The 26,603-nt window shown below is 67.3% G+C and carries 22 protein-coding genes and 1 pseudogene; 9 read left to right on the top strand and 14 right to left on the bottom strand.

Translation table 11 applies throughout. The annotated features are described in order from the left end of the window. Positions 1–44 precede the first annotated feature (44 nt). A complete protein-coding gene (locus C1932_RS06430) occupies positions 45–1,004 on the top strand; it encodes an acetyl-CoA carboxylase carboxyltransferase subunit alpha (RefSeq protein ID WP_108761592.1) in 960 nt (319 codons plus the stop codon). 206 nt (positions 1,005–1,210) lie between these two features. On the opposite strand, the gene C1932_RS06425 is transcribed toward C1932_RS06430, so the two are convergent. Continuing rightward, positions 1,211–1,666, bottom strand: coding sequence for a CopD family protein (locus C1932_RS06425; RefSeq protein ID WP_108755768.1), 456 nt, complete (start codon positions 1,664–1,666; stop codon positions 1,211–1,213). 140 nt (positions 1,667–1,806) lie between these two features. On the opposite strand from C1932_RS06425, the gene C1932_RS06420 reads away from it, so the two are divergent. Together C1932_RS06420 and phaZ are read left to right on the top strand one after the other, a co-directional pair. Further along, positions 1,807–2,397: a class I SAM-dependent methyltransferase gene (locus C1932_RS06420; RefSeq protein ID WP_108761591.1), complete on the top strand. Its 591-nt coding sequence runs from the start codon at positions 1,807–1,809 to the stop codon at positions 2,395–2,397. A 93-nt stretch (positions 2,398–2,490) separates the two neighbouring features. Next, entirely contained in the window at positions 2,491–3,798 is a 1,308-nt protein-coding gene (phaZ, locus tag C1932_RS06415; protein ID WP_108755767.1) for a polyhydroxyalkanoate depolymerase, read from the top strand. Positions 3,799–3,974: 176 nt separating this feature from the next. On the opposite strand, the gene C1932_RS06410 is transcribed toward phaZ, so the two are convergent. From C1932_RS06410 to C1932_RS06400, 3 genes are all read right to left on the bottom strand, one after another. Next, complete coding sequence (locus C1932_RS06410) at positions 3,975–4,952, bottom strand: sensor domain-containing protein (protein WP_108761590.1); 978 nt, start codon at positions 4,950–4,952, stop codon at positions 3,975–3,977. Then, positions 4,949–5,314, bottom strand: a complete 366-nt coding sequence (locus C1932_RS06405) for a PadR family transcriptional regulator (protein WP_108749047.1) — start codon at positions 5,312–5,314, stop codon at positions 4,949–4,951. The genes C1932_RS06410 and C1932_RS06405 overlap by 4 nt, the downstream gene beginning before the upstream one ends. Positions 5,315–5,406: 92 nt before the next feature. After that, positions 5,407–6,855: a HEAT repeat domain-containing protein gene (locus C1932_RS06400; RefSeq protein ID WP_159094504.1), complete on the bottom strand. Its 1,449-nt coding sequence runs from the start codon at positions 6,853–6,855 to the stop codon at positions 5,407–5,409. A gap of 158 nt (positions 6,856–7,013) precedes the next feature. Here C1932_RS06400 and C1932_RS06395 point away from each other — a divergent pair, with 158 nt between their 5' ends. After that, positions 7,014–7,916, top strand: coding sequence for a peptidylprolyl isomerase (locus C1932_RS06395; RefSeq protein ID WP_108761588.1), 903 nt, complete (start codon positions 7,014–7,016; stop codon positions 7,914–7,916). 99 nt (positions 7,917–8,015) lie between these two features. On the opposite strand, the gene C1932_RS06390 is transcribed toward C1932_RS06395, so the two are convergent. Further along, positions 8,016–8,888 (bottom strand): DMT family transporter, encoded by an 873-nt coding sequence (locus C1932_RS06390; protein WP_108749044.1) that lies wholly within the window; start codon positions 8,886–8,888, stop codon positions 8,016–8,018. 115 nt (positions 8,889–9,003) lie between these two features. Here C1932_RS06390 and C1932_RS06385 point away from each other — a divergent pair, with 115 nt between their 5' ends. Both C1932_RS06385 and C1932_RS06380 read left to right on the top strand, forming a co-directional pair. After that, entirely contained in the window at positions 9,004–9,948 is a 945-nt protein-coding gene (locus C1932_RS06385; protein WP_108761587.1) for a LysR substrate-binding domain-containing protein, read from the top strand. A gap of 69 nt (positions 9,949–10,017) precedes the next feature. Next, positions 10,018–10,311, top strand: coding sequence for a hypothetical protein (locus tag C1932_RS06380; RefSeq protein WP_108749042.1), 294 nt, complete (start codon positions 10,018–10,020; stop codon positions 10,309–10,311). A gap of 45 nt (positions 10,312–10,356) precedes the next feature. Here the strand turns inward: C1932_RS06380 and C1932_RS06375 are convergent, their stop codons facing one another. Then, entirely contained in the window at positions 10,357–11,130 is a 774-nt protein-coding gene (locus tag C1932_RS06375; protein WP_108763368.1) for a DUF4349 domain-containing protein, read from the bottom strand. A 154-nt stretch (positions 11,131–11,284) separates the two neighbouring features. On the opposite strand from C1932_RS06375, the gene C1932_RS06370 reads away from it, so the two are divergent. Continuing rightward, complete coding sequence (locus C1932_RS06370) at positions 11,285–13,093, top strand: DUF885 domain-containing protein (RefSeq protein WP_108761586.1); 1,809 nt, start codon at positions 11,285–11,287, stop codon at positions 13,091–13,093. A gap of 111 nt (positions 13,094–13,204) precedes the next feature. Here C1932_RS06370 and C1932_RS06365 read toward each other — a convergent pair whose 3' ends face one another. The 3 genes from C1932_RS06365 to C1932_RS06355 form a co-directional block, all read right to left on the bottom strand. Further along, positions 13,205–13,792, bottom strand: coding sequence for a hypothetical protein (locus C1932_RS06365; RefSeq protein ID WP_159094503.1), 588 nt, complete (start codon positions 13,790–13,792; stop codon positions 13,205–13,207). A gap of 88 nt (positions 13,793–13,880) precedes the next feature. Continuing rightward, a complete protein-coding gene (gene smrA / locus C1932_RS06360) occupies positions 13,881–15,713 on the bottom strand; it encodes a multidrug efflux ABC transporter SmrA (RefSeq protein ID WP_108761584.1) in 1,833 nt (610 codons plus the stop codon). An 88-nt stretch (positions 15,714–15,801) separates the two neighbouring features. Next, positions 15,802–17,364 carry a serine hydrolase gene (locus C1932_RS06355; RefSeq protein WP_108761583.1) on the bottom strand — a complete coding sequence of 521 codons (1,563 nt, stop codon included), beginning with the start codon at positions 17,362–17,364 and terminating at the stop codon, positions 15,802–15,804. A gap of 110 nt (positions 17,365–17,474) precedes the next feature. Here C1932_RS06355 and C1932_RS06350 point away from each other — a divergent pair, with 110 nt between their 5' ends. Together C1932_RS06350 and C1932_RS06345 are read left to right on the top strand one after the other, a co-directional pair. After that, the gene (locus C1932_RS06350; protein WP_108761582.1) at positions 17,475–17,918 is read left to right on the top strand and encodes a VOC family protein; all 444 of its coding nucleotides are present in this window, start codon (positions 17,475–17,477) and stop codon (positions 17,916–17,918) included. A gap of 197 nt (positions 17,919–18,115) precedes the next feature. After that, positions 18,116–19,063: a DMT family transporter gene (locus C1932_RS06345; protein ID WP_108763367.1), complete on the top strand. Its 948-nt coding sequence runs from the start codon at positions 18,116–18,118 to the stop codon at positions 19,061–19,063. Positions 19,064–19,143: 80 nt separating this feature from the next. Here C1932_RS06345 and C1932_RS20140 read toward each other — a convergent pair. The 5 genes and pseudogenes from C1932_RS20140 to C1932_RS06325 form a co-directional block, all read right to left on the bottom strand. Next, positions 19,144–19,290, bottom strand: a pseudogene (locus tag C1932_RS20140) (diguanylate cyclase); the annotation flags it as partial. Positions 19,291–19,322: 32 nt separating this feature from the next. After that, positions 19,323–20,045 carry a pseudouridine synthase gene (locus tag C1932_RS06340; protein WP_108749033.1) on the bottom strand — a complete coding sequence of 241 codons (723 nt, stop codon included), beginning with the start codon at positions 20,043–20,045 and terminating at the stop codon, positions 19,323–19,325. Between the two features lie 34 nt (positions 20,046–20,079). After that, positions 20,080–21,744 (bottom strand): diguanylate cyclase, encoded by a 1,665-nt coding sequence (locus tag C1932_RS06335; protein ID WP_108761581.1) that lies wholly within the window; start codon positions 21,742–21,744, stop codon positions 20,080–20,082. Positions 21,745–21,862: 118 nt separating this feature from the next. After that, positions 21,863–24,280: an EAL domain-containing protein gene (locus C1932_RS06330; RefSeq protein ID WP_108761580.1), complete on the bottom strand. Its 2,418-nt coding sequence runs from the start codon at positions 24,278–24,280 to the stop codon at positions 21,863–21,865. Between the two features lie 165 nt (positions 24,281–24,445). Next, the gene (locus C1932_RS06325) at positions 24,446–26,362 is read right to left on the bottom strand and encodes a DEAD/DEAH box helicase (protein WP_108763366.1); all 1,917 of its coding nucleotides are present in this window, start codon (positions 26,360–26,362) and stop codon (positions 24,446–24,448) included. Positions 26,363–26,603 lie beyond the last annotated feature (241 nt).

Here is a 26,603-nt window from a genome sequence, read left to right as displayed (position 1 = left end):
CGCATTCGGCTAGAATTCCCCTCTTCTTTACACGACGGCTTCCGATGAATCCGAACTACCTCGACTTCGAGCAACCCATCGCCGACCTGGAAGCCAAGATCCAGGAACTGCGCAACGCCAGTGCCGGTCCGGCGGTCAATGTCGAGGCCGAAGTGCACGCGCTGCAGGACAAGCTGCGCATGCGCACCGCGCAGATCTTCCGCAACCTGACCTCGTGGCAGGTGCTGCAGCTGGCCCGCCACCCGTCGCGCCCGTACACCGCCGACTACATCCGCATCATCTGCGATGAGTTCCAGGAACTGGCCGGCGACCGCGCGTTTGCCGATGACAAGGCCATCATGGGCGGCCTGGCCCGCATCAATGGCCGCTCGGTGATGGTGATCGGCCACCAGAAGGGTCGCGACACCAAGGAAAAGATCAAGCGCAACTTCGGCATGCCCAAGCCGGAGGGCTACCGCAAGGCCCTGCGCCTGATGAAGATGGCCGAGCGCTTCGGCCTGCCGGTGCTGACCCTGATCGACACCGCCGGCGCCTGGCCGGGCATCGATGCCGAATCGCGCGGCCAGTCCGAAGCCATCGCCCGCAACCTGATGGAGATGGCCGAGCTGAAGGTGCCGGTGATCTGCACGGTGATCGGCGAAGGCGGTTCCGGCGGCGCGCTGGCACTGGGCGTGGGCGACCGCACCGTCATGCTGGAATACGCGGTGTATTCGACCATCACCCCGGAAGGCTGCGCCTCGATCCTGTGGAAGGACGCCGGCAAGGCCAAGGATGCCGCTGAACAGCTGGGCCTGACCGCGCCGCGCCTGAAGAGCCTGGGCCTGGTGGACAAGGTGGTGCGTGAGCCCACCGGCGGTGCCCACCGCAACCCGACCCAGATGGCCAAGCGCCTGAAGGCCGTGCTGCTGAACGAGCTGGACGCGCTGGACACGCTGTCCACCGAACAGCTGATCGAGCAGCGCTACACGCGCCTGCGCAGCTACGGTACGTACGAAGCGGCCTGATCGGGCCGATGCCACGCGGCCTGATCGGCCGCGTTGCCTGTTCGGGATACTCACGGCGCGGCTGATCGGCCGCGTTGCCTTTTGTAGAGTCGAGCTTGCTCTACTGCTTTTGATCCAGGCAGTCGAGCAAGCTCGACTCTACAAACGCCCATCCACGCATGGCGTGGATAGATCAAGGATGTCCACGCATGGCGTGGATCTACCGGTCAGAACGGCTTGGCCAGCACCAGCCAGACGATCGGGATGAAGGCCAGCAGCGGGATCTCGTTGATCCAGCGCAGCGCACGCGACGATGGCAGTGCGCGGCCCTTGGCCACGCCCTTCAGCAGGCGGCCGGTCCAGATGAAGTACGCCAGCAGCAGCACCACCAGGCCCAGCTTGGCATGCAGCCAGCCGGCACCGCCCGGCGCGACCATGGTCGGGAAATCCGGAATGACCTTGTAGCCCAGCCACAGCACCAGGCCCAGCACGAAGGCCAGGCCGAACATGGAATGGCCGAAGCGGTACAGGCGCATGCCCATCAGCTGCAGGCGCGCCACCACCGCCGGTTGGCCCGCCGTCTCGGCCAGGTTCACCAGGATGCGCGGCAGGTAGAAGACCGTGGCCATCCAGGCCACCACGAAGACGATGTGGAAGGTCTTGACCCAGTAGTAGCTCTGCATGCGCTCGCTCCGGCGGCTGGCGGGAAGGAACTATTGTCGCAGTAGAGTCACCCCGTGGGTGGCTGCCGCGGCCAATTGCCGCAGCGGTGCCCGCAACGCCGTACGATAGGCGCCGTTTTCATCACCCCGTGCCCTGCCCCATGGACAAGACCTACGACGCCGCCTACTTCCAACGCTGGTACCGCCGCGCCGATATCGGCGGCAGTGCCCGCCTGGCCCGCAAGGTGGCCCTGGCCGTGGCCAGCGCCGAGTACTACCTGGAACGGCCGATCCGCAGCGTGCTGGATATCGGCTGCGGCGAAGGCGCCTGGCGCGCACCGCTGCTGAAACTGCGTCCGAAGGTCCAATACCTTGGCTTCGACAGCAGCGAGTACGCTGTGCGCCGCTACGGTCGTACCCGCAACCTGCACCTGGCCGCATTCGGCGATTTCGCCTGGCTGCGGCCGTGCGCTCCGGTCGACCTGCTGGTGTGCTCGGACGTGATGCATTACGTGCCCAACCGCGAGCTGCGCGCCGGCCTGGCCGGCCTGGCCGAGCTGACTGCTGGCGTGGCCTTCCTGGAAACCTTCGCCGCCGAGGATGAATTCGACGGCGACCACGAGGGCTTCCAGGCCCGCCCGGCGCGCTGGTACCGGCGCGAGCTGGCCCGCCAGGGCCTGCAGGCCGTGGGTTCGCACCTGTGGCTGGGCCCCGGATTGGCCGGCGAGGCGGCGGCGCTGGAACGGATGTGAATCCGGATTCACTTTTTTCAGCCAACTTAACCCGCGGGACACCGGGATGGGATATGCTGCGCGGCAACATATGACCATACATATTCGGTCGGCATGCTCTATCAACTGCACGAACTGACCCGCAACCTGCTCGCCCCCTGGGTGCACCAGGCCCAGGCCAACGCCCGCTTCTTCACCAACCAGGGTCACTGGTGGTCGCAGATGCCCGGCGCTGATCGCCTGGCGGCCGTCAATGAACTGTTCCATCGCATCGGCAAGGATTACGAGAAGCCCGAATGGGGCATCAACGAAATCGAGGTCGAAGGCGAACGCGTGCCGATCGTAGTGCACGAAGAGGTCAGCAAGCCGTTCTGCAAGCTGCTGCGCTTCAAGCGCCACAGCAACGAAGCCGAGCAGCTGCACACCATGCTCAACCAGCCGTTCGTGCTGGTGGTGGCGCCGCTGTCCGGGCACCACGCCACGCTGCTGCGCGACACCGTGCGTACCCTGCTGCGCGACCACCGCGTGTACGTCACCGACTGGGTGGATGCACGCATGGTGCCGGCCAGCGAAGGCGAATTCGGGCTGGACGATTACATCGCCTACATCCAGGAATTCATCCGCCACCTGGGCGTTGAACGCCTGCACGTGGTGAGCGTGTGCCAGCCGACCGTGCCGGTGCTGGCCGCGGTTTCGCTGATGGCCAGCCGTGGCGAGCCGACCCCGCGCACACTGGTGATGATGGGCGGGCCGATCGATGCGCGCTGCAGCCCGACTGCGGTGAACAACCTGGCCACGCAGAACCCGCTGTCGTGGTTCGAAAACAACGTGATCCACACCGTGCCGGCCAGCTACCCTGGCGCCGGCCGCCGCGTGTACCCGGGCTTCCTGCAGCACGCCGGCTTCCTGTCGATGAACCCCAGCCGCCACTTCAGTTCGCACTGGGATTTCTACGCCGATCTGGTCAAGGGCGATCTGGAAGACGCCGACGCGCATCGCCGCTTCTACGATGAGTACAACGCCGTGCTGGACATGCCGGCCAAGTACTACCTGGACACCATTTCGGTGGTGTTCCAGGACTTCCTGTTGCCGCGTGGCGAATGGGTGGTGAACGGCGAAAAGGTCGACCCGTCGGCGATCCGCGATACCGCGCTGCTGAGCATCGAAGGCGAGCTGGACGATATTGCCGGCCTGGGCCAGACCGAAGCAGCGCAGGCGCTGTGCACCGGCATCGCGGCCGACCGCCGCGAGCACTTCATCGTGGAAGGTGCCGGCCATTACGGCATCTTCAGCGGCCGCCGCTGGCGCGAAGTGGTGTACCCGAAGGTGCGCGATTTCTTCGCCGCCCATGCCGAAGCCCCGGCTGCGAAGGCGACGAAGAAGAAGAGCAACGTCACCCCGCTGCGGCGCAAGGCCGGGTAAATGCCCCATGGTGGGTGCCGACCTTGGTCGGTACGCTTTGGTAGATGCCAACCTTGGTTGGCGCTCTACCGTGAAGCCCGACGTCTGATGGTGCGTTCCAACCAAGGTTGGCACCTACCGGAGCGGTGTGCCAACCAAGGTTGGCACCTACCAGAGCGGGGCGCCCGCACCAACCGTTACAGCCGCACCAACAGGTGCTTGGCCAGCATGCCGTGCAGCTTGCCGATGCCGCGTGCCAGGTGCATCGTCAGCAGCAGCAGCAGTGCGCCCACCACGGCCAGCAGCGGCGTGAACTCCAGCGGCAGCACATTGGTGCCATCGATGTAGATGCTCGGCACGGTGGCATCGAACAGCGCCGCCACCGGCGACCAGATGAAGGCCAGCGACACCGACAGCAGGGTGACCGCGATGGTGAAGTACACGATGCCCAGCGGCAGCATCAGCAGGAAGTACAGCAGCGTCAGCCAGGTGCGGCCATCGGTGAACATGTCACCAATGCGCTGCAGCCAGCTGCGGCTGCGATCGGTGTACTGCGGCCGGCGCGGCATGCGCTCACCCAGCAGCGCTTCCACCAGCCGCCCTTCCAGCAGCGCCAGACCGCGCACCGAACCGAAGAACAGCACCGTCAACGGCACGCCGATGATCAGGATCATCAGGCCCAACGACAGCGACAGCCCGGTCACTACCCAGGTGAAGAAGAACGTGCCGGTGGCCAGCGACAGCAACATGTAAAACAGCGCGCCATAGGTGTGCGGATCCAGCACGACGCCGAAGAAGCGCGCCCACCAGGTACGCGGCTTCGCCGCCGGCAGCGCCGCCGCAGGTGCGGCCCCGCTGGCTTCGGCCGCCGCGCGCAGCACCGGCGCGGTGTCGGCGCGCGGCGTACGCAGCGCGCGGTTCACGGTCACCTCGGTTTCGCGGTAGATCTCGGCCACTTCCTGCGGCGCGCCATAGCTGCCGGCCACATCGGCAATCACCTCGGCCTCGCTGCGGCCGGACTGCGCGGCCAGTTCCGAGCGCAGGTATTCCTCGGCGTCGTACAGGGCATCCTGCACCATGGCCGGGTCGGCGCCTTCCAGCGCCGCCCGCAGCTGCGCCAGATACTGGGCAATGGTGGTGGGCAGGGCCGTGCCTGCCAGGTTCAGGTCGTTCATTGCGGTACCCCCTCCAACACGGAATCGACGGAATCGCGGGTGGCCTGCCAGGCCTGGCGCCACTGCGCCAGCACCTCGTGGCCACGTTCATTGATGCGGTAGTAGCGGCGCGGCGGGCCACTGCTGGACGGCTCGACGTGGCTTTCCAGCAGGCCGGCGCCTTCCAGGTTGCGCAGCACCGGGTACAGCGCGCTCTGCTTGCCACTCAGCACGCCCTCACCCACGCGCTCCAGCTCCTTGGCGATCAGGTAGCCATACAGCGGCTCCCCGGCCCGGGCCAGTACCGCCAGCAGGGCCAGCGACACCGTGCCGGCGCTGAGCTCCTTCTGGAACTTCTTCAGGTGGACATCGTCGTCGGACATGACCGGCCCTCCACTATGTTGGAGTCAACAGTAGTGCGAAGTCCGGTATAGCGAATGTGTCGTTAGTCACCCTGCCGTGAGGCAAGGGGGCGTCAGGCCTGGCGCACGGCCAGCAGCACCTGTGCCGCAACGGCCTCGGGCAAGCCATGTCTGCCCGCTTCAAGCCGGCTGACCAGTGCCTGCCGGCGGGCGGGGCCCAGCGGCGAGTACTGCTCGCTGCGGCGAAGCCAGTCGTGCGCGAGCTGCAGGTGCCACGCGCGCTCATCTTCGCGCTGCGGCACCGCATCCAGCAGCAGGTCAAGGTGCTGCCACAACGGCAACCGCGGCAGCAGCCGGAGCAGCCCAGCGCACGCCACAGGCGAAGGACCATCGTGGCAGAACGCCAGCAGCCTCGGTGGATCCAGCTCCGCAACCCACAGCGCGTTCGCGCTGTCCAGCATCGCATTCACCGTGCGACCCGGCATTTCCAGTGCCATCCGCAGCAACGCCAGGCCGGCGCCGCCCTCGGCCCGCACCCAACCGCGCAGGCAGTTGCGCTGATGACGCGCCGACACCTGCGGCAACCAGGCGCGCAATGCAGGCACATCCTCGGCCTCGGCGTGATCGGCGAGCGCCGCCAACGCCTCGCGCCAGCGTCCGCGCCCTGGCGGCTGCAACTCCTGGCGCCACAACGCGATGGCGGGACGGGCTTGCCGCTGTTGCAGCAGCCATGCCGCCAAGCGGCGCACACCGCGCGAACGGTCGAATGCCGCCGCTTCGATGTGCGCGTCCAGTCCAACCACTTCGCGTTCCACCAGCGCGCGCAGCGCGGCACCACGCACGCGGGCGGATGGCGCGGACAGGGCCAGCGGACACAGCCTGTCGATGTCCATGGGCGCGCCATGCCGCAGAAGGTCGGTCAGCGCCTGATAAGAAACGTGCGGATCACTGTCGCCAAGCGCATGCGCGCGCAGTGCTGCTCGGTCTGGATGGGTCTGCAGGGCGATGGCATAGGCCGCCAGCCGCGTACGTGCGTCGGGGTGCCCCAGCAATCCTTCAAGGACCTGCTGGCGGGAGGGCGATGCCAGCCACCCGAACAGCGTGTCCTGCAGCCACGCGCGGTCGATGCGCTGCGCATTGCGCAGGCGCACCACGATCGGCCAGGCCGCCAACACGTGATGTACCGCGCACTGCCCGAGCAGGGACAGCACCACCTCCTGCGCCACCGCACGCACCTCGGCCACCCAGTCATTGCAGCGCAGCAGGGCGCAGGACAACGTCAGGTGGCTGGGCACCGAGCGCATCGTCCGCAGCGCCGCCTCGCGGGTATGGCCATTGCCATCGCATCCGGCAAGGAACAATGCCGCCGCACGTACTTCAAGCGATGTGCCCTGGTAGATCTGCACGCTGGAAAGCAGTTCGTTCTGCCGTGGTGCCCACCAGCTGCGCAGACGCTCATCGACGTCGAACAACGTGCGAGGAGGCAGTGCCTGCAACCAGCGCACAGCGTCCACGTCATCATCAACGAAGCCTCTCAACGTCCATTTGACCAGCGCGTGCAACGCCGCTTCGGGCGTGGCGGAGTGTTGTTCGCTCATTGCATGCTTCCCTGCCGATGTGCACACAGTGCCGTACGCGCATCGGCAAAACCAGAGGGCATCGATGGCGCAGGCGCCGCCGGTGGCGCAGAATCGGCTGACACCTTCGATCCGGGGATCCCATGCCGCACCGCCGTCGCACTGCCCTGACCGCCCTCGCCCTCGCCTGCCTGCTGCCCGCCCTGGCCAGCGCTGCCACCCCCTACCGCAGCCCGCAGCAGATCCTTGATGCTTCCGCGGCCAGCGATTGGCGCACCCCGGACCCGGCCAACCTGCTGTACATGGATCTGCCGGCCGGACGGGTGATCATCGAACTGGCGCCGCAGTTTGCCCCGCGCCATGTGGCCAACATCCAGACCTTCGCCCACGAGCATTTCTGGGACGGCACCAGCATCTACCGTTCGCAGGACAACTTCGTGGTGCAGTTCGGCGACGCCGATGCCGACGACGCCAACAAGGCCAAGCCGTTCGGCAGTGCCGCGCGCAAGCTGCCGGCCGAATTCGAACGCGCCAGTACTGGCCTGAAGGTGAGCGTATTGCCCGACCGCGACGGCTGGGCGGCGCAGACCGGTTTCGTCGATGGCTTCCCGGTGGGCCAGGACCCGCAGGCCGGCAAGGCCTGGCTGGCACACTGCTACGGCATGCTCGGCGCGGGCCGCAGCAATGAGGAAGACAGCAGCATCGGCGCCGAGCTGTACGTGGTGACCGGGCAGTCACCGCGCCAGCTGGACCGCAACATCACCTTGGTTGGCCGCGTGCTGAAGGGCATGGAACTGCTGAGTGCGATTCCGCGCGGACCGGCGCCCATGGGCTTCTACGCAGACCCGAAGCTGCGCACGCCGATCGTATCGATCCGCCGCGCCAGCGACGTGCCCGCGGCCGAGCGCACCCCGATCCAGGTGCTGCGCACCGATTCCAAGACCTTCGCCGACACGGTCGAGGCGCGGCGCAACCGCGTGGATGATTTCTACAAGCGCCCAGCCGGGCATATCGACCTGTGCAACATCCCGGTGCCGGTGCGGTAGCGCCGGGCCATGCCCGGCGGGTGCGCACGAAGGTCAACATCGGCCGCTGCGCTCGCCGGGCACGGCCCGGCGCTACCGACGGGTGCACGCCAATGCGCCTCAGCTTTTCTGGCTGACCGCCACGCTGCCCAGGATCAATCCGCCGGCAACCAGCATCTGCAGCGTCACCGGTTCGCCCAGGAACAGCCAGGCAAACGCGGCGCCGAACAGCGGAATCAGGTAGGTCACTGTGGACGCACGTGACGGGCCGATGCGGCCGATCAGGCGGTAGAACATCAGGAACGCCAGGCCGGTGCAGGCCACGCCCAGCGCGATGGCGGCGCCCCAGGCCTTCAGCGGAATGGCACCCTGCGGCCAATGCGTTACCGCCATCGGCAGCATCCACAGCGAGGCACAGCCCAGCGTCGCGGCAGCGGCGGCCGCCGATGGCAGGCCGGTCATGTGCCGCTTCACCAGGTTCACCCCCAGCCCGTACAGCAGCGACGCCGCGGCACCGGCCAGCACGGCCATGCCGATGCTCAGGCCCGACACCTTGGCCGTGGCCAGTACCACCACGCCAGCAAAGCCGACCAGCAGCGCGCCGGCACGACGCACGCCGATCTTTTCGCCGAAGAACAGGAACGCGATCAGCGCGGCGAACAGCACCGTCATCGCATTGCAGATCGCGCCAATAGCTGCGGGCGCCTGCTCGGCCGAATAGGCAAACAGCACGAACGGCAGTGCCGAATTGATCAGCCCGATCGGCGCCAGCCACAGCCAGCGGCGCGGCGGGAACTGCGCACGGGCGCGCCACAGGAACGGCATCAGCACCAGTGCGCCCAGCACCAGGCGCACTTCCACCAGCGCGAACGGCCCGAACGAGGGCACGGCCACGCGCATGAACAGGAACGAGCAGCCCCAGATGGCGCCCAGCAGGGTCAGTTCCAGCGGCGTGCGCCAATCGCGCTCGGCCACCTGTGGTACCGCATTCATGTGCTGCCTCCGTCCATCGTCTGTCAAACCACCGGGCACACAGCATCGGCCGCAGACGCCTGCCGCACAAGCGCGTAGTATCGCTGTCAGCCACAAATATGGTTTGAGGCTGGACATGCTGCTACGCCCTTCCCTGCTGCCTGCACTGGCCGTCTTCGCGGTGGCCGCACGCCACCAGAACTTCGCCCAGGCCGCGCAGGAACTGCACCTGACCGCCAGCGCGGTCAGCCACCATGTGCGCCGCCTGGAAGAGGTGCTGGAAACCCGCCTGTTCCTGCGCCATGCGCGCGGGGTGCGCCTGACCGCCGAGGGCCGCCAGTTGGCCGACGCCGCCAGCGCCGCGTTCACCGATGTGGCCGCCGTGGCCCACCACCTGCAACCGGACGCCGACAGCGTGACCCTGCGGGTGACCACGCTGCGGTCGCTGTCGTACTGCTGGCTGCTGCCGCGCCTGCCGCGCTTCACCCAGGCCCACCCGCAGATCCGCATCGAACTGCACACCGGCAGCGGCCTGGACCGCTACGACGACAGCGGCCCGGAAGTCGGTATCCGCTACGGTCTGGGCCAATGGCCGGGACTGCACGCGCAGCACCTGATGGACGACCAGCTGTTCCCGGTGGCCTCACCGGCGCTGGCCGGGGTGGAAACGCTGGACGACCCGGCACGCATCGCCGACCTGCCGCTGCTGAGCGATCTGTCCCCGCAGGGCTGGCGCGACTGGTTCCGTCACGCCGGGGTGCGACCGCCCTCGCCGCTGCCGCCCATGCACACCTTCGCCGACAGCACCGATGCGATGCGCGCGGCGGTGTATGGCATGGGCGCGGTGCTGGCACGCACCCACATCGCGCAACCGTACCTGCAGCGCTACGAAGTGGTGCGCCTGCCCGGCCCCGCAATGAAGGCGCGCTACAGCTACTACGTGGTGCATGCCGAAGGGCAACCGCCCGGCCCGGCGGCGCGGGTGTTCATCGACTGGCTGCTGGGCCAGGCGCACGACGAGCGCACGCCCATTCCCGCCCTGCCCGACAGCCTGCTGGGCCGCACACCGACCGTCGGCTGACAGCGCCCTCACCCGGTCTTTGCCTGCCGCTGGCTAGGCTGCGCTGAACTCCCACCACGTGACACTGCCATGTCCATGCTGCGACTGCGAATCACCGGAACCGAAGACGATGCCCGCGCCATCAGCGATCTGCTGCTGGGGCTGGAAGGTATCGAGCACGTTGAAGAAACCGACGACCTGATGCCGCACATGGATGACGACGATTCCAGTTCGGCCGGCCTGTCGGACGATATCGGTCCGGGCATCCACGAGCTGGAAGTGGAAGTGGGCAACGAGAGCACCGCGCAGAAGGTGCGCGATGCGGTGCAGGAACTGGCGCTGGAGCTGGATGTGTTCGTCGAATACGAGACCGACGAGGGTTGAGGCGTCGCCGGGCATGGCCCGGCGCTACCCGCACTGCGGCGCCGGTCAGGCCTTGCGACGGCGGCGCCGCCACCAGGTACGGACGCCCCAGCCACACAGCAGTGCGATGACCGCCACCGGCAGCAACGCGGCGGCCGCGCGGATCAGGAAGGCCACGCTGGTGCTGAGGATGCTGCCCGATTCACTCAGCGCTTCACCGATCTCGCTGCGGCTGCGCTGGCCCGAGGTCGTGCCGAAGTGCACCGTCACCAGCTGCGTGTCGATACGGCGGCGCTGCTGTGCACTGTCCTTGTTGGCCTGCTCCACGCCCGCCTCGATTTCAGACAGCCGCGCGGTGACCGCCAGCAGCTCTTCCACCTTCAGGTCCTTGCGATCCTGGTAACTTAGCAGACGCGCGTGCTCCTTTTCCAGCCGCGCCTTGGTCAGCGCGGTATCGGCTACCTGCTGGGCCAGGTCTTCGGCACGGGTGTTGCGCGACTGCACGGTGCCACCTTCGCCGGCCAGCGCGATCAGCGGTTCGGTGCCCTTGGGCGCAATGCGCACGCGCACCTCGCCATCGGGGCGCTCGCCGCTGCGCTGGTTGACCTGCAGGACTGCGCAGTCGCCGAACTTCGCGCTCTGGCAGGCCTGCGCGATCTGCTGGATGCGCGGCGCGATCTGCTCGGCCGGCAGCTGCACCTGCACGTCGTGCTCGTAGGCCAGGAACGCGCCTTCCGGTGAAGCGACCGCGGCAGCGGCAACACCGCCGGCATCGGCGGCCATTTCACCGTTCTTGGCACAGCCGGTCAGTGCCAGCGCCAGCAGCGCCCCCTTGGCCATCACCGCCATCGTGCCGTAGCGGCCGCGTCCCTGTTCCTGCATGTCCTGCGCTCCAATGAAGATTCCCTGTGGCGCACATGGTAATCCTATGGCAGGGGGACAAAGCAGCCCCGGCGGCCTATGCTCGGGGTTTGACCCCGTACAGGAACGCCTGATGCGCCCGCATCTTCTTGCCCTTGCCCTGGTTGCCGCCCTGGCCGGTTGCCAGCCGGCCGACGCCCCGACCAACGCCTCCACCCCGGCCGCTGGCCAGCAGGCCGCTGACCAGGCCGCCGATGCGGCCTTCGCCGATCTGTCCAAGCGCGCCCTGGATACCTGGATGCAGCTGTCGCCGGTCAGCGCCACCCAGATCGGCGACCACCGCTACGACAGCGAGATCGACGACCTGAGCGCCGCCGGCCAGCAGAAGACCGTGGCCGCCTACAAGGCGCTGCTGGGCGAGCTGGACAAGATCGAGGTGGCCAAGCTGGGCCGCGAGAACCAGGTGGACGCGGCGATCCTGCGCAACCAGCTGCAGTCGGAAATCTGGAACGCCGAAGTGCTGCAGGCAGGCAAGTGGGACCCGCAGCTGTACAACGGCCTGGCCGGCAGTGCGATCTACGGCCTGATGGCCCGCGAATTCGCCCCGCTGCCCGAGCGTCTGAAGTCGGCCACCGCACGTATGGAAAAGCTGCCGGCGATCTTCGCCCAGGCACGCGAGAACCTGGACCCGGCACGCGTGCCGAAGATCCACGCCGAGACGGTGGCCAAGCAGAACAAGGGCATCCTCAGCATCGTCGATACCTTCATCACCCCGCATATCGGTGAACTGCCGCAGGCCGACCAGCGGCGCCTGCAGGCGGCCATCGATGGCCTGAAGAAGGCCGTGGACGAGCAGCAGACCTGGCTGGACAAGACCCTGGTGCCCAATGCCAAGGGCGACTTCCGCATCGGTGCGGAAAAGTACGACCAGAAGCTGAAGTTCGCGCTGAATTCCTCGCTGTCGCGCCAGGAGATCGGCGAGCGTGCGCGTGCCGAACTCAAGCGCGTGCGCGAGGACATGTACGGCATCGCGCAGACCGTGCTGAAGGACAAGCCGGGCGCACCGGACATGCCGGCCCAGCCGACCGACGAGCAGCAGCAGAAGGCGATCGAAGCGGCGCTGGAGCTGGCCTACGCCGACAAGCCGGCGCGCGACAAGGTGGTGGACGATGCCAAGGCCGCGCTGGAGCAGTCCACCGCGTTCGTGCGCGAACACGACCTGATGACCCTGCCCGATGCACCGGTGGACATCATCCTGATGCCCGAATTCCAGCGTGGCGTGGCCGTGGCCTACTGCGATTCGCCGGGCCCGCTGGACAAGAACCTGAAGACCTTCTACGCGGTCTCGCCCATTCCCGACGACTGGAATGACAAGCAGGTCGATTCGTTCCTGCGCGAATACAACTCGCGCATGATCCACCTGCTGAGCATCCACGAAGGCACGCCGGGCCATTACCTGGAAGGCTGGCATTCGGCCAAGTTCCCCTCCACCCTGCGCGCCGTGCTGCGTTCGGGCCTGTTCGCCGAAGGCTGGGCGGTCTACACCGAGCGCATGATGCAGGAGCAGGGTTACCTCAACAACGACCCGCTGTTCCACCTGGTGCAGCTGAAGTTCTACCTGCGCACCATCTCCAACGCGATCCTGGACCAGGGCGTGCACGTGGACAACTGGGATCGCGAAAAGGCGATGCACCTGATGACCCACGATGCGTTCCAGCAGGAAAGCGAAGCGAGCGGCAAGTGGGTGCGCGCGCAGCTGACCTCGGCGCAGCTGCCGACCTACTTCGTCGGTGCGCAGGAGCACTTCGACACCCGCAAGGCCATGCAGGACAAGCTGGGCGACAAGTTCAACCTGAAGGCCTACCACGACCAGATGCTGTCCTACGGCGCGCCGCCGGTGCGCTTCGCCCGCCAGCTGATGCTGGACCAGCCGATCGAGTAATCGAGCGGGTTTCCGCTTGAACCAGAACGGCCCGGGGAAACCCGGGCCGTTTTTCATCCACGCTTGGGGTCAGATCCCTTTCCTGCGGAAAGGGCTCTGACCCCGATGGGGCTAGCGCGCCGGACCGCGCACCTGGGGTGCTGAGAGTAGTTTCACAGGCGCTGCAGCCTTCTTCAGCTCGATCGGAACAGAGAACATACGCCTGACATCAAGCGCTTCGCTTTCGTAAGTGTTCTCGAAGTCCTTTGCAGGCAACTCGACCACGATGACGCCGCGCTCGCCGTCGACCATTATCCCCTGATGCTCCGGGAAAAGCGCCTGGATCTTTCCAGACCCCACTACGTTCTGAAGCTCAGCCAGCGAATGCGGCGCACCCACCGTGAAATGGTAGGTGACCCGCCCGTATCGCGTGTCAACAATCCTGGACGGCACTGGGTCGGCTCCGGTCAGCCTGACCGTCACGACCATCGGGTTCTCGGTAAACGTCTTGCCTGCAAACCTGTCCGGCATGACCTCTACGATCTTCTGAAGCGCTTCTCCAGCCGCCATTCGAAGGCGCAGACGCCTGTCGGCTTCTTCTGCTGTCAGCCCTTCTTTCTTTGCAACGATCTGGACGACAGGATCGGTGGCGGGAGTCACATTCTGGGCGTACGCAGAAGGCATTGCCGAAGCGCCAACACACATGGCGAGTGCGATCACGTGCCTGCAATTTCGTTTCATGGGACCTCCCTGGTCCAGCAGGGGGTCAGAGCCCTTTCCTGCGGAAAGGGATCCGACCCCGATGCGGTTATTGATCGGCGGCCATGAAGCCGCCGGTCTGCCGCGCCCACAGCCGCGCGTACAGGCCACCGGCATCGACCAGTTCGGCGTGCGTACCGGTTTCGACGATGCGGCCCTGGTCCATCACCACCAGCCTGTCCATGCGCGCGATGGTGGACAGGCGGTGCGCGATGGCGATCACCGTCTTGCCGCCCATCAGTTCGTCCAGGCTGTCCTGGATGGCCGCTTCCACTTCCGAATCCAGCGCCGAGGTGGCTTCGTCCAGCACCAGGATCGGTGCGTCCTTCAGCAGCACGCGGGCGATGGCAATGCGCTGGCGCTGGCCACCAGACAGCTTCACCCCGCGCTCGCCGACGTGGGCGTCATAGCCACGGCGCCCCTGCCCGTCCACCAGCGTGTCGATGAACGCTTCGGCACGTGCCTTGGCCACGGCGGCGCGCAGCTGCTCGTCGCTGGCGTCGGGACGGCCGTACAACAGGTTGTCGCGGATCGAACGGTGCAGCAGCGAGGTGTCCTGGGTGACCACGCCGATCTGCTGGCGCAGGCTTTCCTGGGTGACGTGGGCGATGTCCTGCCCGTCGATCAGGATGCGGCCGCTTTCCAGGTCGTACAGGCGCAGCAGGATGTTGACCAGGGTCGACTTGCCGGCGCCGGACGGACCGACCAGGCCGATCTTCTCGCCCGGCTTTACCACCAGGTCCAGGCCGGCGATCACCCCGCCCTTCTTGCCGTAATGGAAGTGGATGTCCTGGAAATGCACGCCACCATGGGCCACCTGCAGCGGCACCGCATCGTCGCGGTCCTGCACGGTCAGCGGCTGGGCGATGGTGGTGATGCCATCCTGCACGGTGCCGATGTCTTCGAAGATGCCGTTGATGGTCCACATGATCCAGCCGGACATGTTGTGGATGCGGATGACCAGGCCAGTGGCCAGGGTGATCGCGCCCACGGTGATGTGCCCGCCGTTCCACAGCCACAGCGCCAGGCCGCAGGTGCCGGCAATCAGGAAGCCGTTGACGATGGCGATGGTCAGGTCCATGCCGGTGGTGATGCGCGTCTGTGCGCGATGCTTCACCGCCAGCTCCTGGATCGATTCGGCCACGTAGGCCTGCTCGCGGCCGCCGTGGGCGAACAGCTTCAGGGTGGGAATATTGGTGTAGCCATCGACGATGCGGCCCATCGCCTTGGAACGCGCTTCCGAGGCGATCCATGCGCGTTGCTTCGCGCGTGGCACGAAGTACGCCAGGATCACCACATAGGCCAGCAGCCACAGGATCAGCGGCACCATCAGCCGCCAGTCGGCCTGCGCGAACAGATACAGCGCGGTGCCGGTGTAGACCACGATGTACCAGAGCGAATCGACCATCTGCACCGCCGATTCGCGCAGCGACGTACCGGTCTGCATCACTCGGTTGGCCACGCTGCCGGCGAAATCGTTCTGGAAGAAACTCAGGCTCTGCCGCACCACGTAGTTGTGCATCAGCCAGCGCGAGCGGTTGCTCAGGCCGGGCACGATGGCCTGGTTGACCAGCAGGTTGTGCAGGCCGACCAGGATCGGCCGGGCGATGACCGTGATGAACAGCATCCAGCCCAGTTCATTGGCGTGGCGCTGGAAGAAGCCGGCACCGGGCTGTTCGGCGACCATGTCGACGATGCGGCCCAGGTAATCAAACATCGCCACTTCCACCAGCGCCAGCAGCAGGCCGGCGATGAGGGTGGCCATCAGCACCGGCCACACCGGGCGCAGGTAGTGCAGGTAGAACGGCAGCACCTTCTGCGGCGGCATGCGGCCATCGACCGGCGGGAACACCGGAATCAGAGATTCAAACCAACGAAACATCACAGTCCCTCGCCATCAATCAGCGCAGGGATTATCCCATGCCGGGTGTTTATCCCGCGCGCTCGCCGGGCACGGCCCGGCGCTACCGTCACGGGGTGACCGGGGTGAACTGCAGATCCTGGAAGTCGAAGCTGAAATCGGTCAGGTCCGAGATGGACTGCATGCGCACTTCGCGCACCTTGCCGTCCGGGTCCAGGCTGAAGTTTACGAACGCATCGGCGTTGAGCGAGCGGTCGTCCCAGCGCACGATGAAGGTGTCGTGCTGCCAGTGCTCCAGGCGGCCGGTCAGCTGCGCGGTCTTGGCAAAGCTCAGGCGCAGGCCCTTGCCCTCGGCCACGATGGTCATGTTGCCGTACCAGCGATCGCGGTACTGGCCGGCATAGCCACGCAGCGGCAGCGACGGCGTAGTGCCCTTGGCACGCTCGGCCTGGTGCTTGGCCCAGGCTTCGTCGGCCTTGTCCTGGCCCTTGGCCACGCCCTTGGCGTAGGCGTCGACCCAATCATGCTTTTCGCCGCCCAGGTAGGCGTCGAGCACGCTCAGGGTGATCGCGTTGAAGGCCGCGCCCGATTCCTGGTTGGTCAGCACCACCACGCCCAGCTTCTGGCCCGGCACCAGGGTCAGCCGCGAAACCATGCCCGGCCAGCCGCCGGTGTGCCAGACCAGCTTCTGCCCACGGCAGTCGCTCAGGTTCCAGCCCTCGCCATAGCCGGCGAAGTTGGCCCGTGCCGGCTCCAGTTCGGGCACGCTCGGCGTGGCAATGGCCTGCGGCGTGATCATCTGCCACATGCTTTTCTGCGTCTTGGCACTGAACAGCGGCGTGCCGTCGGCCAGCGCGCCCTCGGCCAGCTGCACCTGCATCCAGCGCGCCATGTCGTGCGCGCTGGAATAGATGCCACCGGCCCCGGCGTTGTTCGACCAGGTCAGCGGGGCAACGGTGCGCAGGTCCTTGAAATCGTACTTGGCGTGGCCCACCGCCGCGTTGTCACCGGGCTGCAGGTGGTCGGCGTTGTAGCGGGTACCGGCCATGCCCACCTTGTCGAAGATGCGCGTCTGCAGGAACTGCTGGTAACTCATGCCCGACACTTTCTCGATCACCTGCTGGGCAACCGCATAGAGGATGTTGTCGTAGGCATAGCGCTCGCGGAAGCCGCCCTTCAGCGGCACCTGGCCCAGCCGCTGAACGACCTCGGCGTTGCTGTAGGAGGTGGTCGGCCAGAACAGCAGGTCACCGGCGCCCAGGCTCAGGCCGCTGCGGTGCGACAGCAGGTCGCGGATCGTCATCTGCCCGGTCACGAAGGGGTCGGACATGCGGAACGACGGCAGGTGGTCGATCACCTTGTCGTCCATCTTCAGCTTGCCGTCCTCGGCCAGCAGGTTCAGCGAGGTAGCAGTGAACGCCTTGGTGTTGGAGGCGATGGCGAACAGCGTATCGGCCTGCACCGGTGCCGGCTTGCCCAGTTCGCGCACGCCCCAGCCGCGTTCCATCACGATCTGACCATCCTTGACCACGGCCACGGCTACGCCGGGCACGTCGAACTGCGCGCGCACGCGCTCGACCGTTGCGTCCAGGTCCTGCAGTTGCGGCGGGGTGGCCGCACTCGCCATGGTGGTGCACGCCAGCAGCACGGCTCCTCCGATCCAGGTTTTCATCCAGCACCATCTCCGAACAGGGGTCGCGGCCATGTGCAGGCCGTCACCGGGGTTTCGCACGATGGTAACGGGCGGCGATCCACCCTGCCCTGTGCCATAGGAGGGGTGCCATGGTTGACGATCATGCAGTGGGCAGCGGCTCCACCATCATTCCCTGCCTGCGCTACCGCGATGCGCTGGCAGCAATCGACTGGCTGCAACGCGCCTTCGGGTTCCACGCGCAGGCGGTGTACGCCGAGGGCGAAACGGTCTTACATGCCCAGCTGGTGTTCGGCCAGGGCATGATCATGCTGGGTTCGGCCAGCAACGGCGGCGAGTGGTCGAAACTGGCGGTGATGCCCGACGAGGTGGGTGGGCGGCAGACCCAGAGTGCCTGTGTGATCGTGGCCGATGTGGATGCCCACTACGTCCGTGCCAAGGCCGCCGGTGCGCGCATCGTCATCGATATTGCCGACCAGGACTACGGTGGCCGCGGCTATGCCTGCGCCGACCCGGAAGGCTATCTGTGGTGGTTCGGCAGCTACGACCCGTGGCGCGCCGGGACGGGCCAGTAGGCACACACAGGCTCAACGGTCGCGCCGACGGTGGAGTTCCCACGCGCGATGCAGACCCAGCCCAGGCACACCGGCAGCGTACTGGGCACAGTGGGGTAACTGAAGAAACACAGGGGGGCCATGGCACCGGCAAGTGAGGTGCGGCGGGCATGCCGCAGCCATCGCCGGCCGCCACACGCATGCCGCACAATACGCACATGACCACCCCCGATACCCGCAAAGCGCTCTGGCAGATCCACTTCTGTGTCCTGCTGTGGGGCGTTACCGCCATCCTCGGCAAGCTGATCACCCTGCCGGCGCTGCCGCTGGTGTGGTGGCGCATGTTGCTGGTGGTGGCCATGCTGGCGCTGCTGCCGCGGGTCTGGCGTGGCCTGCGTACCCTGCCGCTGCGGCTGGTGGCCGGTTATGCCGGCATCGGTGCGTTGGTGGCGCTGCACTGGCTCACGTTCTACGGCGCGGTGAAGCTGGCCAACGCCTCGGTGGCGGCCACCTGCATTGCGCTGGCGCCGGTGTTCACCTCCATCATCGAGCCCTGGGTGGCCAAACGGCCATTCCAGTTGCGCGAACTGGCCTTCGGCCTGGCCGTGCTGCCGGGCGTGGCGCTGGTGGTGGGCGGCGTACCCGATGGCATGCGTCTGGGGGTGCTGGTGGGTGCGCTGTCGGCGCTGCTGGTGGCCGTGTTCGGCTCACTCAACAAGCGCATGGTCAGCCATGCCGATCCGCTGACGGTCACCGCGCTGGAGCTGGGTGCCGGCACCCTCACCCTGACCCTGCTGGCGCCGCTGATGCCGTACCTGCTGCCAGCCCTGGCCAGCCCGCTGTGGGTGGTGCCGGACCTGCATGACGGCATCCTGCTGCTGGTGCTGGCCGGCGCCTGCACCCTGTTGCCGTTTGCCTTGGCCCTGGTGGCGCTGCGCCACCTGAGCGCCTATACGGTGCAGCTGGTGACCAACCTGGAACCGGTGTACGCGGTGGTGCTGGCGGTGGTGCTGCTGAACGAACAGCACGAAGTGACCCCGTGGTTCTACCTGGGCGTGGCGATCATCGTCGGCGCCGTGTTCCTGCACCCGCTGTTGAACCGCCGCAAGCCGGTGCAGCACCCGGAAATCCTGGGCACCGCCGAGGCACGCAACATCGCCGAATAACACACCACCCGCGCGCGCATGGGCGTTGATCGCCGTCGCGCATGGCTCGACGTTACAGAATCAGTCGATCAAGCTCGACTCTACGGGGCCAGCTCCACGCGGTTGCGGCCGCTGGCCTTGGCCCGGTACAGCGCGGCGTCGGCGCGGGCCAAGGTCTAGTCGCTGTTTTCGCCCGGCTGGTACTGGGCCACGCCGATGCTGATGGTGACCGGGAAGCCCAGCGGCACGCATGCCCGGCGGCCATTGGCCCCAGCGGGGCTTACCAGTCCTGCTGCTGCGGCAGCAGCCCGTGCAGCTCCTGGTCGGTCAGGTTGCGCCATTGGCCCGGCTTCAGCGCGCCGATCTTGACGTTGTCGATGCGCACGCGGCGCAGCTGCGTCACGCGGAAGCCGAACTCCGCCGCCATCAGGCGGATCTGCCGGTTCAGGCCCTGCTGCAGGGTGATGCGGAAACCGAACTTGGCAATGCGCGAGGTGCGGCACGGCAGCGTCATCTGGTTGTGGATGCGCACGCCGCGCGCCATGCCGCGCAGGAACTCGTCGGTGACCGGCTTGTTCACCGCCACCAGGTACTCCTTCTGGTGGCCGTTCTCGGCACGCAGGATCTGGTTGACGATGTCGCCATTGCTGGTCATCAGGATCAGGCCTTCCGACTCCTTGTCCAGGCGGCCGATCGGGAAAATGCGCTGCTCGTGGCCGACGAACTCGACGATGTTGCCCTTCACCGAGGTTTCAGTAGTGCAGGTCACCCCGACCGGCTTGTTCAGCACGATGTAGACGTGGCGGCGCGCGCCCGGCTTGCGCGCGGTGCGGGCGCGCAGCGGCTGGCCGTCCACCAGCACGGTGTCATCCTCGCCGACCACCGCGCCGGTGCCGGCCGGGTGGCCGTTCACGGTCACGCGCCGTTCGGCAATCAGACGGTCGGCCTCGCGGCGGGAGCAGAAGCCGGTTTCGGCAATATGTTTGTTGAGTCGGGTGGTCATGCACCCATTATCCGGCATTGCCACCCTCCCCGCCTCATGCAACGGCAACGGAATCTGCGGTTTCGCCGTCGAAGACCCGGTTGCGGCCGCCGCGCTTGGCCACGTACATGGCGTGGTCGGCACGCCGCAGCAGGGCTGCCAGATCGTCCTGGCCCGGCCGCCACTGCGCCAGGCCGATGCTGGCGGTCACCTGCAAGCCCGGCACCTGCAGGCTCTGGCAGGCTTCGGTGATGCGCTGGCGCAGCACGTCCAGGCGCCGCCGCGCGTCCTCGCGCGACACCCCCGGCAGGACGACCAGAAACTCCTCGCCGCCCATCCGCGCAACCTCGTCCTGGCCGCGCACGCTGGCGCGCAGGGCGCGGGCCACCGCCACCAGCACCTGGTCGCCGACCTCATGCCCGTGGCGATCATTGATGTCCTTGAACAGGTCCACGTCGAGGAACCCGATGACCAGGCTACCGTCGTCGCGCGCACCGCGCTGCAGGTGTTCGCCCAGCTGCTGCAGGCCGGCGCGGCGGTTGGGCAGGCCAGTCAGCGAATCGGTCTCGGCCAGGTGGCGCATCTCGTCGCGCTGCTGGCGCAGGCGGCCCAGGCGCAGGTTCAGGGCGTAGGCGGCCATCATCAGCAGCCAGGTCACCGCCAGCTGCAGCGCTTCCACGCGGTATTCCAGCAACCAGCCGGCACTGGCGGCGTCGGCGGCGATCAGCACCAGCATCGGGGTCAGCGCGGCCAGCCCGGCCTGCGACCACACATCGCCACGCAGCCGCGCCCACAGGCCCACCGCCAGCGACAGCGCACAGCCCAGGATGAAGCTGACCTGCAGGCCCACCGCCACCACCTGCAGACCGTCGCGGCCGAGCCACGGCACCAGCGCGGCCACCGCCAGCAGGCCCCACAGCACGATCTGCTGCGGCAGGCGCGAGCGCGGCAACTGCCGGTCACCACCGTTCAGGCGCCACAGCGCCGGCAGTGCCATGGCCTGGGTGGCCGCGGTCAGCGCGATCAACCACCAGGCGGCGCGCTCGCCCACTGGCAGCCAGGGTTCGGGGTAACCAGAAAGGCCGCCCAGCACCGCCTGCCACAGCACCAGGATCAGCGTGGCGCCGATGTAGAACAGGAAGCTGCGGTCACGGGTGGTCAAGTAGCCCATCAGCGCCGACAGCGCCAGCGCGATGGCGACCGCGATGCAGGCCGCGCGCACCAGCAGGCGTGCGGTGTCGTTCTGCTGCACCGGGCTGGGCGCGCCCAGCCGCAGGGTCGGCACCCAGCGTGCCTTCAGTGGGGTCTGCCAGGAAACGAAGAAGGGTTCATGGCTGCCGGCGCGGGGCACGGCCACCATGCCAATGCCGGCGCGGAAGCGCGAATCTCGCGTGCGCGCATCGTCCATGTTGCCGCAGATCTCGCGCTCGCCATGCTGCAGGCGGACTTCGCCGGCGAACACGTTGAACACATCCAGCGCCTGCGGTTCGCCCGACCAGCCGCCCGGCGGGGCATCCACCCGCACTTCCTGGCGCGGCCCGCCCAGCATCTGCGGCGTACACGCGCGGTGCGGTGTGGGCACATCGGTAGCGGCGCCCACCAGCAGATAGTCGCGCCCGGCTTCGGCCGCGCGCGCGTGGCCCAGCCAGGGCAATGCCAGCCAGGCCAGCAGCACCACCAGCACTGCCCCTACTTCAAACCGCACGTGCCTGCCGACCACGCTGTGTCCCGCTGTTGCTTATGTCCGCGCCCAGTGCACGTCGCCCCTTGGTGACATTATCGCAGCCTGCGGCGGCGCCTGTGTGTAGACCAAAGGTGGGGCCGTGCAGCGCGCCGGATCAGTGGTCCGCTCCGGGCTGGCCCACCAGGCGCAGCGGTCGCTGGTCGGCCAGGGTCAGCCGTTCCAGCGGCTGCGGGCGCTCGATGGCGAACCCCTGCAGGCCCTGCACGCCCAGTGCCGCCAGTGCGTTGGCCACTTCCTCGGTCTCCACCCATTCGGCCACCACTTCCATCTGCAGTTCGCGGCCTAGTTCGCTGATCGCGCGCACCGTGGCATGGCTGACCGGGTCGCTGCCCATGTCGCGCACGAAGGCCCCGTCGATCTTCAGGATGTCGGCCGGCAACTGCCGCAGGTAGCCGAACGAGGACAGTCCCGAGCCGAAGTCGTCCAGCGCCATGCGGCAGCCGCGCGCCTTCACCGCATCGATGAACGCCCGCGCCTGGGTCAGGTTGCTGATCGCCGCTGTTTCGGTGATCTCGAAGCACAGCTTGGCCGCCAGCGCGCGGTTGCGTTCCAGCAGGTCGCAGACGAAGGCCAGGAACCCCGGTTCGGCGATCGACTGCGCCGATACGTTCACGTTGCACAGGCCAAGCTGGCGCACGTGCGCCGGGCAGACCTGCAGGTGGCGGAACAACAGGCCCAGCACATGCCGGTCCAGCGCCACGGCCATGCCGTAGCGTTCCACCGCCGGCATGAACTGGCCCGGCAGGTGCAGTGCGCCGGCCGCATCGCGCATGCGCACCAGCACCTCGTAATGCAGGTAGCCCGGATCGCCCACCTTGGCGATGCGCTGGGCGTAGAGCAGCATGCGGTTCTCGGCCATGGCCCGGCTGACCCGCTGCAGGCGCTCGGCCTCCTGCCGCCGCTCCTCCAAGGCCAGGCGGTCTTCGTTGAAACAGTGGATGCGGTTGCGCCCGGCCTGCTTGGCCGCATAGCAGGCGCTGTCGGCCGCGCTCATCAGCCAGTTCACGTCCTGCGCGTCGGCGGTCACTTCCACCACGCCGATGCTGCAGCTCAACTGCGGGCTGCCTTCGCTGATCGGGAACGTGGCCTGGCCCAGGTTGCGCAGCAGCCGCTGCAGCACACGCTTGGCCTCGTCCTGGCTGGCGCGGGCCAGGAACACCGCGAACTCGTCGGCACCCAGGCGGCCGACCCAGTCGCCGTCGCGCACCGCGCCGATCAGGTACTCGGCGAAGCCGCGCAGCATCTGGTCACCGGCGGCGTGGCCGAAGCTGTCGTTGACCAGCTTGAAGTGGTCCAGGTTGATGTAGCACAGCGAATGCACGCCACCTTCCGCGCGCACCTTCAGCAGGGCGTTCTCCAGCTGCCGCTCGATCTCGCGGCGGTTGATCAGGCCGGTCAGCGGGTCATGGCTGGCGTGGTGCTCGATCTCGCGGGCCAGGGCATGGTGCTGGCTGACATCTTCGACGATCGCAAACACTGACAGACCACGACCGTGGGTACGCACGCCGGTGCCACTCCAGCGGCCCCACACCAGGCTGCCGTCACGCCGGCGGAAGCGCAGCTCGCCCGGCCGCAGCTGCCGCTCCCAGTCGATCTGGCCGTGCTCGTCCAGCACCAGCTCGCCTTCCATCAACAGCTCGGCAAAGGTGGTCTGCAGCAGTTGGTCGCGGCGGTAGTCCAGGATATCGGCGATGGCCTGGTTGGCCTCGATGACCCGGCCCTGCGCGTCCAGCTTCAGCATGCCCACATTGGCCTGGTAGAACGCGGCGCGGAAGCGGCTTTCATGTTCGCCCATGTCCTTGCCCACGCGCCGGGCCAGGGCAATGGCCATCAGAGTGATGCCCAGCACCGACACGCCGCCGACCACCAGGGTGGCGATGCGTACCGCCCGCGCCATGTCCAGCAAAGCCTGGGAGAACGCCTTCGCCTGCGCTTGCAGGGTCTGGTCGATGTCGCGCAGGCGCTGCAGGTAGGCATCGCGTGCCTGTGCCGACAAGGGGCCTTCACGGTGGCGCTGGCGCAGTTCGCTGATCAGTGCCTGCATGGCCAGCACGCCCGGGTCGGTCTGCCGCCACAGGGTGGTGGCATCACGGAACGCGCCAAAATCGCGGGCATGGCGGAACGAGAACACCAACCGCGCCACATCCCCCTTGGCGTTGCCGCCGCGCAGGAAGCCGGCACGGGCGCTCGCCTCGTCCGGCTCGGGTTGTTCCAGGGCCAGGCGCGCGTGCAGGTCGCCCAGCGGCAGTTGCAGCGCACGCTCGGCATCATTCAGATCGATCAACTGGCCGCGCACCAGGTATCGGCTCAGCGCCGAGGTGGCCTCCTGCTGGCCGCGCGACCAGTGCCCCTGGCCGGCAATCCAGGCGGTGGACGCTGCCTGCAGCTCCTGGATCACAGCTGACAGCCCGACCAGGCCGATCGCCATCCCGGTCAGCAATGCAAACCGCAACCCCAACCCCCGGGTCATCGGCACCCGTCGGTCCTGCTGCTCGCTACCCCTCCTACCCATCCTGGATCCCCCCGGACGCGATTACGGTGGCAACCTCCTGCGCAACCCGTTCAGCCTAGAACCGAGGATGTGTGGACGGTGCGAAGCCCGCGAAAAAGGGCGGCGGTCGCCCGGGCCATCCGAAGATGAATGCCCAATCGACCACCGCCCCTTCAGGCGTGGTGCTTAGAAGCTGCGCGGACCGCGCGGCTTGAAGCCATCACGGCGCGGCGGGCGACCTTCACGGTCACCGCCGGGGCCACCGCGGCGCGGGCCACTCGGACCGCCCGGACCGCGCTTGTCGAAGCGCGGCTTGAACGGACGCGGTGCCGGGTTGATCTCTTCACCGGCCGCCAGCGGACGCATCTGCAGCTGCTGGCCCGACACCCAAACCTTCTGCAGGTGGCTGAGCACGTCCTGCGGCATCTGCGCCGGCAGGTCCAGCAGCGAGAAATCGTCGTGGATGTCGATACGGCCGATGTAACGGCTTTCCAGGCCCGCTTCGTTGGCGATGGCGCCGACGATGTTGGCCGGCTTCACGCCATGCTGGTGGCCCACCGAAATGCGGTAGGTCTCCATGCCCTGGTCCGGTGCACCACGCGGCGGCACTTCACGGCGCGGGCGCTGTTCGAAACCACCTTCGCCGTCTTCGCGGCGCGGGCCACGTTCGAAGCGCGGGCCCCGTTCGTTGCGGTCGAAGCGATCACCGCGTTCCGGGCGGTCGCCACGATCAAAACGCTCGCGCGGCGCGCGTTCTTCACGCGGCGCACGCACCGGCGGCTGCAGCAGGAACGGGGTATCGCCCTGCAGCATCTTGGCCAGTGCGGCAGCCACTTCGATGGCCGGCACGTTCTGCTCGGTCTCGAAACGCTCCAGCAGCTGGCGGTAGAAATCCAGACCGCCGGCGCTCAGGGTTTCGCTGATGCGCGAGGTGAACTTGTTGATGCGGGTATCGTTGACCGCTTCCACGCTCGGCAGCTGCATTTCTTCGATCGGCTGGCGGGTGGCGCGCTCGATCTGGCGCAGCATGCCCTTCTCGCGCGGCGTGGCGAACAGGATCGCCTCGCCGCTGCGGCCGGCACGGCCGGTACGGCCGATGCGGTGCACGTAGCTTTCAGTGTCGTACGGGATGTCGTAGTTCAGTACGTGGCTGATGCGTTCCACGTCCAGGCCACGGGCCGCCACGTCGGTGGCCACCAGGATGTCCAGCTTGCCTTCCTTCAGCATGGCGATGGTGCGCTCACGCTGGGCCTGCTGCATGTCACCGTTGATGGCGGCCGCGGCCAGGCCACGGGCCTGCAGCTTGCTGGCCAGTTCTTCGGTGCCGGCCTTGGTGCGCGCGAAGATGATCATCGCGTCAAACGGCTCGACTTCCAGGATGCGGGTCAGCGCATCCAGCTTGTGCATGCCGCTCACCCACCAGTAACGCTGGCGGATGTTGGCCGAGGTGGTGGTCTTGGCCGCGATGGTCACTTCCACCGGGTCCTGCAGGTAGGTCTGCGCGATGCGGCGGATCTGCGGCGGCATGGTGGCCGAGAACAGGGCCACCTGGCGCTGCTCCGGCAGCTTCTTCAGCACGGCTTCGACGTCGTCGATGAAGCCCATGCGCAGCATTTCATCGGCTTCGTCCAGTACCAGGGTCTTCAGCTCGGACAGGTCCAGGGTGCTGCGGTCCAGGTGGTCGATCACGCGGCCGGGGGTACCGACCACGATGTGCACGCCGCGGCGCAGGGCCGACAGCTGCTGGCCGTAGGGCTGGCCGCCGTACACCGGCAGCACGCGGAAACCGGGGATCTTCGAGGAATACGACTGGAACGCCTCGGCCACCTGGATAGCCAGCTCGCGGGTCGGCGCCAGGATCAGGGCCTGCGGCTTGGTCTGCTGCAGATCGATGTTGGACAGCACCGGCAGCGCGAAGGCCGCGGTCTTGCCGGTACCGGTCTGAGCCTGGCCCAGCACGTCGCGGCCTTCCAGCATGGCCGGAATGGTGGCGGCCTGGATCGGCGAGGGGGTTTCGTAGCCGATGGCGCTGACCGCCTGCATGACAGGCTCAGACAGGCCGAGCTGCGAGAACTGCAGCGGCGCTTGGGAATCTTGGGACATGGAAAACTCCAAAGGCACGGCCATCTGCATGGCAGTGCGATAAAAAAGGGATGGTCCGCGCTTTGGGCGCCCTTCTTATCGCGTGCCCTGGCGCTGCTCGTTCGGAGGGAGATTCACTCGCTCAGAGCGGAATGATACCGCACCGTGCCTGAACGGCGCGTACAGGAAACCATTCGCATCCATGGCCGCCCACACTGGCGCACAATACGCGACCCGCGCGGCCGGCCCCGGCCCGCCCCCA

This window comes from Stenotrophomonas sp. YAU14D1_LEIMI4_1 (assembly GCF_003086815.1).
In the GTDB taxonomy this organism is placed as follows: Bacteria; Pseudomonadota; Gammaproteobacteria; order Xanthomonadales; family Xanthomonadaceae; genus Stenotrophomonas.
The sequence above is the reverse complement of the archived record's forward strand: the minus strand, read 5'-3'. Positions and strand labels throughout refer to the sequence as shown.